This is a genomic window from Polymorphospora rubra (assembly GCF_018324255.1).
Lineage (GTDB): Bacteria > Actinomycetota > Actinomycetes > Mycobacteriales > Micromonosporaceae > Polymorphospora > Polymorphospora rubra.
In genome coordinates this window covers 5,814,473-5,830,464 of the sequence record NZ_AP023359.1, presented here as the reverse complement: position 1 = coordinate 5,830,464, position 15,992 = coordinate 5,814,473, and the positions used below count along the sequence as shown (strand labels likewise).

General features: G+C 70.3%; 12 protein-coding genes and 1 pseudogene. 8 read left to right on the top strand and 5 right to left on the bottom strand.

Annotated features, from left to right (window positions below; all coding sequences use genetic code 11):
• Positions 1-49: 49 nt before the first annotated feature.
• Positions 50-733 (top strand): hypothetical protein, encoded by a 684-nt coding sequence (locus Prubr_RS37130; RefSeq protein ID WP_246567666.1) that lies wholly within the window; start codon positions 50-52, stop codon positions 731-733.
• Between the two features lie 18 nt (positions 734-751).
• Here the strand turns inward: Prubr_RS37130 and Prubr_RS26370 are convergent, their stop codons facing one another.
• Positions 752-1,216, bottom strand: a complete 465-nt coding sequence (locus tag Prubr_RS26370; protein ID WP_212817615.1) for a hypothetical protein — start codon at positions 1,214-1,216, stop codon at positions 752-754.
• A 200-nt stretch (positions 1,217-1,416) separates the two neighbouring features.
• Between Prubr_RS26370 and Prubr_RS26365 the strand changes: the two genes are divergently transcribed.
• From Prubr_RS26365 to Prubr_RS26350, 4 genes are all read left to right on the top strand, one after another.
• A complete protein-coding gene (locus tag Prubr_RS26365) occupies positions 1,417-1,629 on the top strand; it encodes a hypothetical protein (protein ID WP_212817614.1) in 213 nt (70 codons plus the stop codon).
• On the top strand, positions 1,617-1,802 hold the full coding sequence (locus tag Prubr_RS26360; RefSeq protein WP_246567663.1) for a DUF6223 family protein: 186 nt from the start codon (positions 1,617-1,619) through the stop codon (positions 1,800-1,802). Before Prubr_RS26365 ends, Prubr_RS26360 begins: the two co-directional genes overlap by 13 nt.
• A gap of 224 nt (positions 1,803-2,026) precedes the next feature.
• Positions 2,027-2,512: an Rrf2 family transcriptional regulator gene (locus tag Prubr_RS26355; RefSeq protein WP_212817612.1), complete on the top strand. Its 486-nt coding sequence runs from the start codon at positions 2,027-2,029 to the stop codon at positions 2,510-2,512.
• A gap of 92 nt (positions 2,513-2,604) precedes the next feature.
• On the top strand, positions 2,605-4,059 hold the full coding sequence (locus tag Prubr_RS26350) for an MFS transporter (protein ID WP_212817611.1): 1,455 nt from the start codon (positions 2,605-2,607) through the stop codon (positions 4,057-4,059).
• Here Prubr_RS26350 and Prubr_RS26345 read toward each other — a convergent pair.
• On the bottom strand, positions 4,056-4,673 hold the full coding sequence (locus Prubr_RS26345) for an NAD(P)H-dependent oxidoreductase (RefSeq protein WP_212817610.1): 618 nt from the start codon (positions 4,671-4,673) through the stop codon (positions 4,056-4,058). The two genes, Prubr_RS26350 and Prubr_RS26345, sit on opposite strands and share 4 nt — an antisense overlap.
• Positions 4,674-5,315: 642 nt before the next feature.
• On the opposite strand from Prubr_RS26345, the gene Prubr_RS26340 reads away from it, so the two are divergent.
• Positions 5,316-5,702, top strand: coding sequence for a VOC family protein (locus tag Prubr_RS26340; protein ID WP_212817609.1), 387 nt, complete (start codon positions 5,316-5,318; stop codon positions 5,700-5,702).
• A gap of 77 nt (positions 5,703-5,779) precedes the next feature.
• Here Prubr_RS26340 and Prubr_RS26335 read toward each other — a convergent pair whose 3' ends face one another.
• Entirely contained in the window at positions 5,780-6,694 is a 915-nt protein-coding gene (locus Prubr_RS26335; RefSeq protein WP_212817608.1) for a DMT family transporter, read from the bottom strand.
• Between the two features lie 70 nt (positions 6,695-6,764).
• Here Prubr_RS26335 and Prubr_RS26330 point away from each other — a divergent pair, with 70 nt between their 5' ends.
• Positions 6,765-7,664 carry a LysR family transcriptional regulator gene (locus Prubr_RS26330; protein WP_212817607.1) on the top strand — a complete coding sequence of 300 codons (900 nt, stop codon included), beginning with the start codon at positions 6,765-6,767 and terminating at the stop codon, positions 7,662-7,664.
• A gap of 148 nt (positions 7,665-7,812) precedes the next feature.
• Here Prubr_RS26330 and Prubr_RS26325 read toward each other — a convergent pair whose 3' ends face one another.
• On the bottom strand, positions 7,813-11,562 hold the full coding sequence (locus Prubr_RS26325; protein ID WP_212817606.1) for a purple acid phosphatase family protein: 3,750 nt from the start codon (positions 11,560-11,562) through the stop codon (positions 7,813-7,815).
• A 328-nt stretch (positions 11,563-11,890) separates the two neighbouring features.
• Between Prubr_RS26325 and Prubr_RS26320 the strand changes: the two are divergent.
• Positions 11,891-13,202, top strand: a pseudogene (locus tag Prubr_RS26320) (ISL3 family transposase).
• Between the two features lie 205 nt (positions 13,203-13,407).
• On the opposite strand, the gene Prubr_RS26315 reads toward Prubr_RS26320, so the two are convergent.
• Complete coding sequence (locus tag Prubr_RS26315; RefSeq protein WP_212817605.1) at positions 13,408-15,645, bottom strand: MMPL family transporter; 2,238 nt, start codon at positions 15,643-15,645, stop codon at positions 13,408-13,410.
• Between the last annotated feature and the right edge of the window lie 347 nt (positions 15,646-15,992).

Genomic DNA, 15,992 nt, shown 5'->3' with positions numbered 1-15,992 from the left:
GCATGCCGGGTCGTTCTCGCCGCGGCTCGTGCTGTTGGAGGATGGAACGGTGGCGCACGTTCTCGAGGTGGCGGCTCCGCTCAGCAGTCGGGCACGAGCCTTCCTGGCCAAGCATGCGCGGCTGACGGTGGTCGACCTCGGCCCGGACGACGACATGTGCCGGGCGGCGATGAGCGCTGCGCTCGGGTACCTCGACGAACGCGCGTTGACGCTGCTGCGGGATATCCAGCGGCGGTACTCCGGGCTCACGTACCGCAGCCCGTTTCGCGCCAGCGAGATCGTCTTCGAGCCCGTGTTCGAGATTGACCGTGACCAGCGACAGATCAGCTTCGGCTACGCGATCACGGACACCGCGCCGGACGGCTGCCGCTACGGCTTCATCCGTCCGGACGGCACCGTGTGGTTCGGCCTCTTCGAGGCCGAAGCCCAGGTGTTCCCGTCGCTGGACCACTTCCTGGAGTGCGACTCCCTGCTCGACCACGCCGGCCGCCAGAACCTCCGGTCCACCGAACTGCCGGCCGACGCCACCGCCCACCGACAGATGCTGCTCGATCACCATCCGAACCTGCGTCGGCTCGACAGGGCGAGCGGATTCTGTGTCGAGTGGTGGACCGACGACGATCAGCTCGTGTACTTCGACGGGCTGGACGCCCGGTTGGCGGCAGACGGACATGACGCGTCCAGCATCCCCACCGTCGTACGAACCTGGCGACTCGACGAGCCGATCAGTTAGGCCGCTGGAGAAACTCGCCTACTGCGCGAGACCCACGGATCCCGGGTCGTCGTCCCAGGGGTAGTGAGGAAGTCCGGCCGCCGCAGACCACCGATGCCCGTAAAGCCACGGCGCCGAGATCGGCGACCCGTACCGATCACCAGGATTGTGGCGTGACGAGCCCAGCATGATCACGGTCACCATGCGGCGCCCCGCGTACACCGCGACCAGGTATGCCACGGCGAACGCATCGAATCCGGCTGCCTGATACCCGAGCGCGCACAGCCCGGTGAGGGCCAACACTGTCATCGGCGCACGCCGACGCCAGGCCAGCGCGAGCCCACCGGCGGCCAGCAGCACCAGGCCGAGCAGGTCTTCGACGGCGACCTCGCTGATCGGTCCGCCTGTTGTTTCGCGGTGACCGGACACCCCGATGGCGAGCAGGATCACCGCGACACCGGCGGCGATGAGCCAGTCCCGGGCGTCGATCCGTGCGCGGCTCATGCGGGCACCCTAACCGCACCCCGGCACGGGCGAGTCGTACGAACGCGGCAGTGGTGCGGTACCACGCGTGCGGCAGTCCGCCGCGGTGCCGCCCGCGTCCGTACCAGTGGGATCGCCCGGACGTGGCAGCGTCGAATGTCGTCGCTGGCACGACGACACGTCGCGGGTACGGCGGACACGATCGACGACACCACCGTCACGTGGACCACCGCGAGGAAGCCGAGGACCATGTCATGCTGACCACTCACCTGCTCGCCGCGTCCACTGTCGGCGCGGGCACGCCGACCACCGACCGGGTCATCGCGACCGTCGCCGCGGTCGTGGCTCTCGTCGGAGCGATCACCGGGGCCTGGCCCTGGCCCGCTCGACCGGCCGCGCGCGGGGCGGAAGCCGAGGACCGGTGTTCGCCTTGATGGCCGGGACGTTCGGCGCCGTCGCCGGCGGATTCGTGATCGCCACCGCCGACGGTGGTCCCGGCACCGGCAACGGCATCGTCGGTGGTTACGCCGCCCTGTTTCTCGGGCTGACCGGCGTCGTACTCGGCGGGTCGGCCCTGGCCCGCGGCCGCGGCGGGCGCCGGGCCTGAACCGTACGCCGTCGAGGCCGGACGGGCGCCCGGCAGACGATTCCTGCGTCTGGCCGGTCTTCTTTCGTCGGCAGGCAACTGCAATCGTGCTAGTGTCAGTTCGTGAAGCCGTCGAGCGTCCTCGCCGCCGTTGCGCAGGTGAGCATCGCGGCCCGCGTGAACGGCCTGACTCGCCGGATGCCGCGCAGCCTGCCCCGCCCCGGCGCCGGAACCGCGGTCATGACGTGGGCGAGCCGATCGGCCACGAGAGGGATCGGATGAGCCTGAGTACCCGCACCGCGGTCGCGGTCCACGCGTTGACCTTCCTGGCCAGGTGGCACGATGACGGGCTGCAGCCGTCGGCGAAGATCGCCGAGAGTCTGGAGAGCAACCCGGTTCTGGTGCGCCGCATCCTGGGCATGCTTCAGGCCAAAGGTCTTGTCACCGCCCTGGAGGGCAGCGGCGGAGGGTGGCAGTTGGCCCGGTCCGCCGAGCGGATCACACTGCGTGATGCCTACGCGGCCGTCGAGGACGGCACCTCGATCCTGCCGACCCATGCCCATCCGCCGAGCCGGAACTGCGTGATCGGCCGCCACATGCAAGCCCTGCTGGAGAACGAGTTCACCGCCGCACAGTCGGCGATGGAAGAGCGCCTGACGCAGACCAGCATCGCGGACATGCTCGACCGGGTACTGGGCCGCGAGCGAACCGGCCCCGCCGCCGACCGATAACCCCTCCCCCGCCCGGCCCGCGGCTGGGCGGTTTTGCCGTACCCATAACTGCAACCCCAGCAGTTACAGTTCTGCCGATGAACGGAGTCGCCGTGGGTTCACCTGTCAATCCGGCCGCCGATGCGACGGTGCCTCTGCCGCGGCTACTGCTGGTACTGGTTCCGGCGATGCTGCTGATCCCGATCACCAGCGACATGGTCTCCCTCGTCCTGCCCTCGATCGCCGACCAGTTCGCCGCCTCGACCGCGCAGGTGGCCTGGCTGGTGACCGGGTTCCTGCTGGCCTGCGCGGTCGGTATTCCGATCTATGGCCGCATGGCCGACCGGTACGGGTTGCGACTGCTGTTCACCGCGGCCCTGGCGGCCTTCGCGGCGGGCAGCCTCATCTGCGCCGTAGCACCGAACCTGGTGCTTCTCGTGCTCGGACGCATTCTCACCGGTGCCGGCGGCGCGGCCATCCCGGTGCTCGTCATCGTCGCCGCCGTCCGGCTGCTGCCCCGGGAGAAAAGCGCGATCGGAGTAGGGTTCATCGCCGCCGCCGGCGGTGCCGGGACGGCGCTCGGTCCGGCCATAGGCGGAGGTCTCGGGCAGGCGCTGGGATGGCGCGCCCTGTTCTGGATCATGACGATCGCTGCCGTGCTCCTGATCCCGGCGATCCGGCGCGTCCTGACCGACCCCCCGACCCGACGTGGCGGCCGACTGGACGTGCTCGGCGGCACCCTGCTCGGTGCGAGTGCGGGACTGGTCCTGTTCGGCATCACCCAGGCCGAGGGCACCCGTGGGTTCACCGGGTCGGCGTCCTGGGGTCCCCTGCTGGCCGGTCTGCTGGCCGGAGGGCTGGTCGCCTGGCGTACCCGTACCGCCGCGCAGCCGTTCGTACCGCCGTCGCTGTTCGCCCACCGCGGCTATCTCGCCGCGGTCTCGGTGATCTTCCTGGCCATGATGGTCAACCTCACCGCCCTGGTGCTGCTGCCTCTGCTGCTCATCGAGGTCAACGGTCTCACCCCCGCCCAGGGCAGTCTGGTCATGATCCCCGGCGGGATCGCGCTGGCCGTACTCTCGCCACTGGTCGGGCGGCTGGGCGCCAGAGGGGTCAACGGCGGCGCCGTGGCACTGGTCGGACTCGCGGTCATCGCGATCTCCATGCTCGTGCTCTCCACCATCGCCGGCGCCTCCCCGGTGCTCGCCGGCCTGGCCATCCTCACCCTCGGTGCCGGGTTCGCGCTCGTGGTGACTCCGGTCACCAGCGCGGTCAGCCAGCTACTGCCGCCGGCACACATCGGCACCGGAGTGGGCATCTTCCAAGGTGCACAGTTCCTCGGCGCCGGCGCCGGACCCGCACTGTTCGGTGTCGTCCTGTCTGTCCGGCAGTCAGGCGCGAGCGAGGCGGTCAACCCCCTCGACACCGGGCTCGCCGCCGCCTACTCCGACACCTTCCTTGTCCTCGCCCTGGTTGGCGTGCCGGCAATGGGCGCAGCGCTGCGGCTGCGCACCGTACTCGCCGCCCGAACGCAGCAACGGCCCGAACCTTCTGCCGCCGATGTCTAGACCTCGCGGGCGCGCTCATGCCTCCCCAGGGCACGTGGGTCCGTCCGGATCTTGTCGATGACCCGACCCACGGCGGCGTCGACCATCGCCAGGGGTGTGGTCCCCTGGGAGCCGTTGATCAGCGCGAAGGTTCCGCGTACGCCCCCGCAGTAGTCCACGATGCCGTGTTCCAGTTGGGTACGCAGGGCCGATTCGTACCCGCGCCGGGCGAAGGGCTCTGCTCTCGTGGCGGCGATGGGCACGAAGTGCATGGTCAGCCACTGGAGCGCCGGAGCGACTCCCGCGGCGGTGCTTCGATAGGCGAAGCCGTCGGCGAACACGCGATCGAACCATCCCTTGAGCTGGGCGGGCATGGACCACCAGTACACCGGGAACACCACTACGAGATGCTGGGCACGCTCGAGCCGCTGCTGTTCGTCCAGGACATCGGCGGGAAGTCCGCGCGCGCCGTTGTAGGCGAGGTGGTCGTCAAGCGTGAAGCGCGGGTCGAACTTCTCGGCGGCCAGGTCTGCCACGGCGGTACTCAGGGGCGCAAGTCCGGTGACCAAACGATCGACCACCTGATGGGTCAGGGACGTTTCGTCGGGGTGGACGACGACTATCAGGGTGTGCATGACACTCCTGTCGATGGATGGCCGGCGCCGAGCGCCGCCGGCAACTCGTCACCGTGGCGCGCGGCATCGCGGCGCGGGACCTGCGAGCATCCAGCGGGACCATACGGATCGGAGAGGTAGAACCTCGGGCCGACCCTGACAAAGTCCTATTTGGAAGCTGATCGACTGAACCGCTTACTTTACAGCGAGGCGCAGTCCGGCCGCCGGCTCAGCGCAAGGTGCCCACCGACCTCGTCTGCGGAGTCGCGCAGCCCGGCGGCGGCGGCCTGGAGGTAACGGTGCCGCCGGCCGACACGACGCCGGTCGTCGCCACGCCAGCGGCGGTGGGCACATCGACGACTCCGACCGCTCCCACCAGGAATCCGACCGCTTCCACCGGGGAGTAGGGATCAGCCGGAACGGGGAGCGGCGACCGGGCGGGCGGAGGTGGGACTGGTCCGGCCCGGGCGGGGTATGCCGGCGGACGCGGGCCAGACCCGGACCGTGGCCGGTGCGGTCGCTGTGCGATGATCATGGCCGGTCAGCCATGATCGGTGAAGGGAGGTGCGGTCGATGCTCAGCCAGTCCATGCCCGCGCCTCGCCACCCACGCTGACAACCTGCCCATCCGGCGAGGCGCTCCATCCATACGTGGAGGATCACCATGACCTCGCTCATCCGGCACATCGACTTCGACTGTGCCGATCCGTACGCCCTTGCCGGATTCTGGGCCGCCGCGCTCGACTACCGGCTCGGCGACGACGATCACCCCGGCGATCCGGAGGTGCTGCTCTCCCCGACGGGCGACGGCACCGGTCCGGTACTGCTCTTCCTGCGGGTACCCGAGCCGAAGCAGGTCAAGAACCGGCTGCACGTCGACCTGCAGCCGACCGACCGCACCCGGGACGAGGAGGTCGTACGCCTGCTCGGTCTCGGCGCCACGCAGATCGCCGACCACCGGCGGCCGGACGGCAGCGGCTGGGTGGTGCTGGCCGACCCGGAGGGCAACGAGTTCTGCGTCGAGCGCAGCACTGCCGAGCGGTCCGGCTGACGTACGTCGTCCCGGCCCGGGTCGCCCCGGGCCGGGACGCGTCGCCTCCTGCACCGGTCGTTCCCGGGGACGGCGGGTCAGCCAGTCTGCGCGGCCAGTGCCGGTGCAGGTGCCGACGGCGGCCGCTGGTGTCGGCGGATCAGACCGACTCCGCCGAGCACGACCACCATCCCCGCGATGATCCGGGGGCTGAGGCCCTCGCCGAGCACGATGACGCCCAGTGCGACCGCGACGACCGGCAGCAGGTAGCCGACCGCGGCGGCGTTGGTGGCGCCCTCGGCGGCGATGATCCGGTAGGTGAGGTGGAAGGTGGCTCCGGTGGCGACGACGCCCAGGACCACGACGACGATCAGCGTCCGGGTGCCGAGGCGGATCGGTGTCAGGCCGCCGGCCGGCAGGAGCGGTGTGGTCAGGGCGGTCGCCGTGACGAGCTGCGCCGCGGACAGCGAGATGGTGGGGATGCCCTTGCCGACCAGGTGGCGGCCCAGGTAGGCGAAGCCGACGGCATAGCTCGCCGCGGCGGCGACGATGGCCAGAACACCGCCGCCGACCGGTCCGGTCGACTGCCAGGGAGCGAGGATCAGCACGACCCCGGTGAAGCCGAGCAGGAGTCCGAGGAGTCGGACCGGCCGCAGGCCGCGTTCGGTGCCGATGACGAGGCCGATGAGCACCGACCACAGCGGGGTGGTCGCGTTGATCACGCCGGCCACCGCGGAGTCGATGGTCTGCTGGCCGAGGCTGAACAGGGCGAACGGCAGGGCGTTGCAGAAGAAGGCGGCAACGACGATGTGCCCCCAGATCGCTCCCCGCGTAGGCAGCCGTCGTCCCGAGGCGAGGCACGCGACCAGCAGCGCGGCCGCTCCGAGTGCGCACCGGGCCAGGGTGACCTGGACCGGGGTCATGGCCTCGAGGGCCAGGTCGATCCAGAGGAAGGTCGATCCCCACAGCAGGGCGAGCCCGCCCACCTGGGTCCACGTTCGTAGCCTGCTCACGGTGCCACGGTGCCGGATCAGACCCGATAGGAAAAGCAAAAGATTCTGTACGACTATTAAGCTCTGCTACATGCTTGACGTGCGACGTATGCAGGTGTTGCGGGCGGTCGTCACCAGTGGGTCGGTGACCGCCGCGGCGGCTCACCTCGGCTACACACCTTCCGCCGTCAGCCAGCAGGTGGCGGCGCTGGAGAAGGAGGTGGGGATCGCGCTGCTCGAACGGGTCGGTCGGGGCGTACGGCCCACGGCCGCGGGTCGGCTGCTCACCGGGCACGCGGCCGTCATCGGCCGGTACGTGGCCGAGGCGGAGACCGCGTTGGCCGACCTGCGGGCGGGGCGTACCGGCCGGCTGACGATCCACTACTTCGCCTCGGTCGGGCCGACCCTGCTGGCACCCGCTCTCGCCCGCCTGCGGCGCGAGCACCCGGGGGTGACGATCGACCCCAGGCTGATCGGTTCGGGCGATCCGCTGCCGGACGTGGAGCGCGGCGACGCCGACCTGGCCATCGTGGTCCGCCGCCCCGGCGACGCCCCTCCCCCGGGCATCCGGGTGGTGCACCTGCACGACGACACGTACCGGGCCGTGGTGCCCGGCGGACACCCGCTCGCCGCCCGACGGGTGATCGACCTGGTCGACCTCGCCGGCGAGCCGTGGGTCGGCAGCGAACCGGCCGGCCCCTGTCTGGAACCCATCATCGACGCCTGCGCCGCGGCCGGCTTCACCCCGGACTTCGTGGCACAGTCGGAGGACTACGCCACGGCGCAGGGATTCGTCGCCGCCGGTCTCGGCGTCGGTCTCGTTCCCCGACTCGGGCTGGGGACCCGCCATCCGGGCGTCACCGTCCGCCCGGTGCGCCACCCGGAGCCGGTGCGGGCGATCCACGTCGCGGTGCGGGAGGTCTCGCTGGCGCAGCCCGTACCACGCGCCCTGATCGACGCCTTGACGGATGCCGCGGCGGAGGCGGACTGATCCGGCTCGCGCCGGCATGCCGCCCGGGTCCGGCGACGCGCCCCCGGCCGGCATGCCGGGTGGCGCCGCCGCCACCGGGACAGAAGGGCCGGGGCCGCCCAACGCGTTGGCGTGGACGGCCCCGGATCCCGCGTCGCTGCGGTGGGTGTCATCGACAGGCAGCGGCCACCTGGGCGACAGCGGCCGCATGGGCCGACTCGGCCGTCGCCAGCGTGGCGTTGGCTTCCTCGAGCTGGACCTTGGCCTTGGCGACCTTCGCCTCGTCCTGCTTGATGGCTTGGGCCGGCTTGCCGGCCGCCAGGCTCTTCTCGAACTTGACCTCGGCGTCCAGGAGCTTCGTCTCGGCCTTCTGGACGTCCTTCGCAGCCTTGTCCACGGCCTTCGCCGCCGTCTTGGCCTGCTCCTGGGCCGTACGGCAGTCCGGCGCCGGGTCGACCGGGCCTCCGGGTCCTTCGACGACGATGGACCTGACGATGCCGTGGCGGCCCGCGTGGGTCAGGGCGGCCCAGACCGTGCCTCCTTCGGGAAGGGCGATCGGCTCGGTGTAGGCGACGGCACCCTGGAGGTCGACCGGCGCCGCGGCGCCGGGCCCGGTCACGACGTAGGTGATCGTGTACGTCGGGTCGGCCACCGCCGGCCCGGTGCCGGCCTTGGTGAGCGTGACGACCTTGTCGGCGACGGTCCCGGCGACCTCGCTGTCGCGGAAGTCGTGGATCGCCGCACCGCCACCGGTGCTGCCGGTGATCACCGTGGTGCCGTTCAGCACGTAGTCGCCGCGGTAGAGCGCGGTGTTGGTGTTGGTGACCGTGCTGTCGGTGATCGTGAACAGCGGGCCCGCGTTGTAGGCGTAGGTGGTGCGGGCGCCCTTGCCGCTGACGGTGGAGCGGTCGATCGTGACGGTCGGGCCGGAGCCCTCGATGACGATGACGCCCTGCGAGCCCGACATCGTGGCGTCCGACCGGACCGTCGCGTCCTGGACCGCCAGGTGGGCGTTGCCGCGCAGCATGAAGAACGCCGCCAGCGCGGTGCTGTCGGTGCCCTGCACGACCGTCAGCTTCGGACCGATCGTCAGCTCGGCACCGTCCACGTTGAAGTAGACGTTGCCCACCGCGGTGAGCGTGGTCGGCTCGTCCGCCGCCAGGCGGATCTTGCCGGCATCGACCTGGATCGCTCCTCCCCTGTCGTCGGCGACGATGTCCCCGGTGATCCAGATCGTGTCCTCGCCGCTGCCGATCTCGGCGATGCGGAAGCGGAGCTCCGCGATGCTCGCGGCCCGGAACTGCTTCTGCGCCGCGATCGGGTTGAGGAACCTGATGGCCGTGGTGAGGTCCGCGACGGCCGCGTCGACCCTGGTCTGCGACACGTACGGGTCGTTCAGCACGACGCCGGCGGCGTCGATGGCCGCCGTCAGAAACTGCAGGCTGTACGGCGTGTACCCGGCCGGGTTCGGGGCGTTCTCCCCCGTCACGGTGGCCAACAGACCCGCCAGTGCCGCCTTGCTGGTGAAGGGCAGCGTGTTGACCTGACCGGACAGGCCGGCGAGATACGGGTAGGCGACGGCGGAGCTGGTGGCCGGCTGCCACGCCCACACCGTGTCGAAGTCCCAGCCGAGACCCTGGTAGGTGTTCCGGACGGTGAGTTCGCCCTGGGTGAGCTCCCGGATGCCACGCTGCTCGGCCTTCGTGCCGGTCAGCGGCACGTCGGCCCACCCGACGTTGCCGGTTACACGCGCCTCGGCGACCGCGGTGGCGAACAGCATGCCGGCCGTCGATCCGGTGACCGCCCGGTTCGCCGCGACGATGCCGCTGAGCACGGCATCGGCGGACCGTACGTCGCCGACCGCACCGCCGGCGTTCCCGGTGGTGATCACCGCGCCGACCGCGAGACTGCGCGCGACGGTCGACGCGCCGGTGATCTCACCGACCAGGCCTGCCGTGGTGGCTTTGCCGTCCAGGTTCACCGTCGCGTACGAGTCGGTCACCGAGCCGCCGTCGAGCACGCCGATCAGGCCGCCCGCGGTGTCCTGGGCGCCGTCGACGCTGCCGGCGACGAAGACCCGTTCCAGGGTGCCGCCCGTGACCACGCCGGCGACGCCGCCGACCGGACCCTCGGTGTCACGGAAGCTGACGTCGCCGAGTCCCAGGTCGCGGACCACGCCGCCCGCGCCGAGCCGGCCCACGAACCCGCTGGGCGAGGGCTTGCCGTCGAGCTCCCAACCCTGGTCGTATCCGAGGTTGAGACCGGTGATCGAGTGGCCCGCGCCGTCGAAGGTTCCGGTGAAGCCCGGGCCGGCGTCGCCGGCGTTGCCGGCCGGCAGCCCCAGCGGGCGGAACCCGCGCAGCTGCTGCAGATCGATGTCCCGGGTCAGCGCGTAGCGACCGTCGAGCGGCAGCTGCCCGAACCCGTCGCCGAAGTTGTTGCTCACGTACCGCAACTGCTCGGGTGTGCTGATCTGGTAGGTGCCCTCGACCAGGGGCGGGAAGTCCTTGTCGAGCACGGGCTCGGGCGAGGCCGGCGGCACCCAGTCCGCCAGCGAGGAGGACAGGGATTGGGTGATCTCGACGGTGTCGTTGACGCTGTAGGCGCCGGTCTGGGGGTCGCGGCTGGTGGAGGTGATCGCGATCCGCTCCGCCGACACCGAGACCGTCTGGTAGCTGGCTTCCTGGTTGTCCTTGTAGACCGCGGTGTAGTCACCCGCGATCTGCGGGTTCCACGTGTAGCCCTGCCCGTCGCCGGCCGCGGCGCCGGTGATGTACGTCGTGCCCTTGCCCGCCCCGACGACCAGGTCGTCCTTCATCGGGTGGGTACGCAGGTACATGCCGTCGTGCCCGGAGATCGACAGATCGATTCCGGCCTGGTCGAACGCGTTGGTGATCTCCCGGTAGTTCGACGGGTGGTTGCGTCGACCCAGGTAGGGGCCGTGGTGGTAGGCCGCGATCTTCCACTTCGCGTCCGACGCCTGCACCACCGTCTTCAGCCAGTCCAGTTGCGGCCGCAGCTCCGACAGCGTCAGCTGGTCGAACTGGTTGAGCACCACGAACAGGGCATCGCCGTGCTCGAAGTAGTAGGCGGTGTCACGCAGCGTCTTGGCCACCTCGCCGACCGCGGTCGGCCGGCCGCCGGCGGCACCGAAGTAGGCCGGGCCGTTCGCCGGGACGTTGGTACGGGCCGCGAAGTTGGTGAAGTACGGGTCGGGCGACTCCCAGTCGAGGTAGCCGTCGCCGGGATTGCCCTCGTACTCGTGGTTGCCGATCGTGAAGTACGTCGGGGTGCTCGCCGTCCGGGGCTCCAGCGCCTTGAAGAAGCCGTCCCACTGCTCGGACTTGTAGCTGTTGTTGACCTGGTCGCCGGTGAACAGCATGAACGCCGGGTCGGGGACCTCGGCGAAGGCCCGATCCATCGCCGGGACCAGGGTCTCCACATAGCCCTCGTAGTCGTTCATCTGCGGGTCGGTGTACCAGTGGAAGGAGAACTCCTCGACGTTCGTCTCCCGCGTGGTGAACGAGGCGACCTCGCTGACCAGCGAGCCGCCGTCGCCGACCCGGTAGACGTACTCCGTGCCCGGGGCCAGCCCCTCGACCTCGACCTTGTGGCCGTTGATCGGCTGGCTGGTGGTCACGTTGATGTCGGCACGCTCCCAGCGGCCCTCGACGCGCTGGTCGAGCCTGCCGGTCGCGTCGTACGACGCCTTCGTCGCGTACTCCACCACCGACCTGGTGACGTCCGGGTCGGTCACCCACGCGAAGCGCATCGACACCGGCCCGGATCCCTCCGGGCCGTACAGCATCGAGATCTGCGACGGGATTTCGGTCGCGGGAAGTGGGGTCTCGGCCGCGGCGGCATGTGGCCGGGCAACGAGCGCCGTCGCGGTGAGGGCGACCGCCATCGAGATGGCCACCCCCCATGCTCTGAAACGGCGCGTCGATCGAGGGACAGGCACGGTTCGAATCTCCCTTGCACGGTAAACGAGCGCCTCGCACTCGTCAGTGCGTGCGTCCACCGACCAGCCAGGTCAGTGGGCACGTCGCCCCACACCATCGCGGCCCTACCGCACAGTAGGCGGCACCGGAGGGTGAACAGCAGTCGTCCAGTCCGGCAACGGGACAGCGGATTCGGGTCTTCGCGCTTATCTGTGGGTGTGTTTGGTGTGGTGTGTGTGGCGCATGCCGTTCCCGGTCTAGGTTCTCGGCTTGTCGAGGGTCGAGTTCCAGGGATCGGGGAACGGCATGCGTGGTGTCAGGGTATGGCAACGGTTGCTCGGGGTTGAGCGGGCGGTGGTGGAGCGGGTGGAGTGGTCTGAGGAGGGGGTGATGGGGGCGGGTTCGTGGTGGCGCATGTGCGGTTGCATGCGGGGGCGAGGTCTCGGTGTGGGGTGTGTCGGCGGCGGTGTGTGGGTTATGACCGGGTGAGGGGCGGCGTCGGTGGAGGGCGCCGGATCTGGGGACGGTTCGGGTGGTGATCGAGGCGGATGCGCCGAGGGTGTCGTGTCGGGTGCATGGGGTGGTGGTGGCGGCGGTGCCGTGGGCACGGCACGGGGTGGGTCACACGTTGGCGTTTGACGAGATGGTGGCGTGGCTTGCGACGGTGGCGTCGAAGTCGGCGGTGCGGCAGTTGATGCGGGTGGCGTGGTCGACGGTCGGCGCGATCGTGGCGCGGGTGTGGGCTGACACCGGTGGTGCGGTGGATCGGTTTGCGGGGTTGACCCGGATCGGGATCGATGAGATTTCGTACCGGCGGGGTGAGAAGTATCTGACGGTCGTGGTTGACCATGACAGTGGCCGGTTGTTGTGGGTTCATCCGGGCCGTCACGAGGCGACGTTGAACCTGTTCTTCGATCTGCTGGGTCCGCGGCGGTGTGCGGCGTTGCGGTTGGTGTCGGCTGATGGGGCGCCGTGGATCGCACGGGTGGTGGCCAGGCGGTGTCCGCAGGCGGTGCGGTGTGCTGATCCGTTCCATGTGGTCGCCTGGGCTGTGGACGCGTTGGACGTGGTGCGTAGGCAGGCGTGGAACAACGCCGTGGGCCGGGTCCGGGGTCCGGCGAAGGGCGGGCCGGGTGGGCGGGGTGTGTCAGCGGAGTTGAAACGCTGCCGGTGGGCGTTGTGGAAGAACCCGGAGAACCTAACCCAGAAGCAGACCGCCCAACTGGCGTGGATCGCCCGGACCGATTCGCGTCTACACCGTGCCTACCTACTCAAGGAGGGCCTGCGATATGCGTTCACGGTCAAGGGCCAGGCGGGCAGGGAAGCGATCGACCGATGGATCAGTTGGGCCCGACGCTGCCGGATCCCGGCGTTCGTCGACCTGTCACGACGGATCGTCCGGCACCGCGACGCGATCGACGCGGCACTGGACCACGGCCTGTCCAACGCCCTGGTCGAAAGCACCAACGCCAAGATCCGCCTGATCATCCGGATGGCGTACGGCTTCCGCAACATCGACGCGCTCATCTCGATGGCCCTGCTCAGCCTCGGAGGACACCGACCGACCCTACCCGGCCGGACACGACCACCCACCCTGCCCCAACCCACCCACGGATGAGTAAGAAGACCCCGGATTCGCGGCATCCGGTCGACAGTTCCCGCAGCGGCGGAAAAGTCTCGGACGAGCCCGCCGGGTATCGGACCGGGCGAAACGCGGGGACGCGCGCCCACCGCGTGGCTTCGTGTCCACGCCCTGGCCGAGGTGGCGAACGACTCGGCCAGGGCGTGGACGTGCCTACGTCGGGGCAGGCACCGGTCGGTGGCTAGCGTGGCGCGAGGTGCTTCGCGAGTGCCTCGCCTTCGACGTCCAGGGTCGGCACGATCTTGCTCATCCAGCGGGGCATCCACCAGATTCGGCGGCCGAGGATGAACATGGTGGCGGGCACGATGAGCATGCGGACCAGGAACGCGTCGACGAGGACGCCGATGGCGAGGGCGAAGCCGATGGTCTTGAGGATGATGTCGTCGGTGAGGGTGAAGCCCGCGAACACGCCGACCATGATGAGGGCGGCGGCGGCCACGACGCGGGCGCTGTGGGTGAACCCGTCGATGACCGCCTGGCGCGCCGGTGTGCCGTGGACGTATGCCTCCCGCATGCGCGTGACGAGGAAGACCTCGTAGTCCATCGCCAGGCCGAACAGGATTCCGGTGAGCAGGATCGGCAGCAGGAACAGCACGGGACCGGTGGCGTCGAGACCGACGAGTTCGTTGAGCCAGCCCCACTGGAAGACCGCGACGGTTGCCCCCAGGGAGGCGCCGACGGAGAACAGGAAGCCGACCGCGGCCTTCACGGGCACCCAGATGGAGCGGAACACCGCGATGAGCAGGAGGAAGGCCAGCCCCACGACGACGGCGAGGTAGAGCGGGAACACCTCGGTCAGTTCGTTGGAGATGTCGACGCCGATCGCGGTGACGCCGGTGACCAGCGCCCGGGCTCCGCCGTGGTCCGGCAGGTCCGACAGCGTGTCCCGGATGTCCGCGACGAGGTCCTTGGTCGACTGCTCCGCCGGTCCGGAGTGCGGGATCACCGTGAGCGTCGCGAACTGCACCGTGTCGAGTTGCTGCAGGTAGGCCTGCCGCGCCTGCGGGCTGTCGCTGGTGACGGCCGGGATCACGGCGACGATGTTGGAGTCGTTCCGGGTCGCCAGCGTCTGCAGCCTCTCGGTGGCGGTCGCGACCGCGGCGGCCGGGTCCGGGGCTTCCCTGGTGTCGATCACGACGAGCAGCGGCCCGTTGGCTCCGGCACCGAAGTGCTCGTCGATGAGTTCGTAGGCGACGCGTACGTCACTGCCCGCGGGCTTGGTGCTGTCGTCGGGCAGCGCGAGCTGCAGGGAGGCCACCGGGATGGCGGCCAGGGCGGCGGCCGCGATCCCCGCCACGAGCGCGGGCCAGCGGAACCGGGCGAGACCCTCGACCCAACGGCGCCCGAGAGTGCGCGGCTCGCCGGGGTTCGGTTCGGCGTCGGTGGCGGTGTGCCTGCTCCCGACGCGCGGACGTCGCTTCGTGACGCGGGTTCCGGCGAAACCGAGCAGTGCGGGCAGCAGGGTGAGCGCGATGAGTACGGCGAGGGCGACGGTGAACGCCGCGCCCAGCCCCATCTCGGTGAGGAATCCGATGCCGCACACGGCGAGGCCGACGAGTGCGATGACGACGGTGAGGCCGGCGAACACCACCGCCGAGCCCGCGGTGCCCACGGCGCGGCCCGCCGCCTCCTCCAGCGGGCGGCCTGCGCGTACCTCGGCCTGGTAGCGGGACAGGATGAACAGCGCGTAGTCGATGCCGACCGCCAGCCCGAGCATCGTGCCGAGCGCGGGGGTCGTGGTGCCGAGCTCGACGAACCCGCTCAGGGTGGCGATGGCGGTGATCCCGATGCCGACGCCGACCAGTGCGGTCAGCAGCGGCATCCCGGCCGCGACGAGCGACCCGAGAGTGAGGGCCAGCACCACGAAGGCGATGGCGATGCCGATCAGTTCGGCCATGGCACCGCCGATCTCCACACCGAGCACGTCGCCGCCGATGGTGGCCGTCAGCCCCGCCTCCTCGGCGACGTCACGGGCAGCCTCGAGGGCCTCCCGGTCCGCCTGCGACAGATCGACCGCGCTTCGGGCGTAGCTGACCGAGGCGTAGCCGGTACGCCCGTCCTCGGTGATCGTTCCCGCGGCGAACGGGTCGAGGATCGACACGACGCCGCCCGTCCTCAGCGCCTCGAGCGCGTCGGCCACGGCCTGTTGGTTGGCCGGGTCCGCCAGTGACTCGCCGTTCGGTGCCTGGAACACCACCCGCGCCGTGGCGCCTTCCGGTGCGGCCGTGGGATCGCGGTCCCTGATCAGGTCGAAGGCCTGCGTCGACTCGATACCGGACAACTCGAAGCTGTCGTTCGTCTTGCCCGACAGGGTCGCCGCCCCGAGAGCGACGACGAGGAGCAGGAGGACCCAGATTCCCGTCACGGTCCACCGGTGTCGGAACGACCAGCGTCCGAGCCTGAACAACTGCCAGGCCATGCCCTTGCCTCCCGTGCGTCGGCGACCGGGTCCGGGGGTGGGCGCTCCCTCGGCTTCGGCGGGCGGGTGCGGCACCCGCGCGGTCGGCTCGGCGGCGAGGGGCTCGTTCGCGGCGGGGCGATTCGAGAGGAGGTCGACGTGTCCGGACGGACGCGCTTCCGGGCCTGGCTGGTGGGGCTCCCTCGTCGGGGGTCGGCTGGCCGGGGCGGTCGTCGGACCTTGGGTGGCATCCATCTGGTCACTTCCCTCGGATTTGGGGGTGGCGACGCGATCCGTCGTTCAGCAGACCGTAGCATGAAAATATCCGGCCGGATATTTTCGTGGTCGTAGTCATAGGATCGGGCAGG

What these genes read in the sequence shown, in the direction of transcription:
- Prubr_RS26370 (WP_212817615.1), bottom strand. Translation starts at nt 1,216, where the DNA reads ATGAGCCGCGCACGGATCGACGCCCGGGACTGGCTCATCGCCGCCGGT.
- Prubr_RS26345 (WP_212817610.1), bottom strand. Translation starts at nt 4,673, where the DNA reads ATGCACACCCTGATAGTCGTCGTCCACCCCGACGAAACGTCCCTGACC.
- Prubr_RS26340 (WP_212817609.1), top strand. Translation starts at nt 5,316, where the DNA reads ATGACCTCGCTCATCCGGCACATCGACTTCGACTGTGCCGATCCGTAC.
- Prubr_RS26330 (WP_212817607.1), top strand. Translation starts at nt 6,765, where the DNA reads ATGCTTGACGTGCGACGTATGCAGGTGTTGCGGGCGGTCGTCACCAGT.
- Prubr_RS26315 (WP_212817605.1), bottom strand. Translation starts at nt 15,645, where the DNA reads ATGGCCTGGCAGTTGTTCAGGCTCGGACGCTGGTCGTTCCGACACCGG.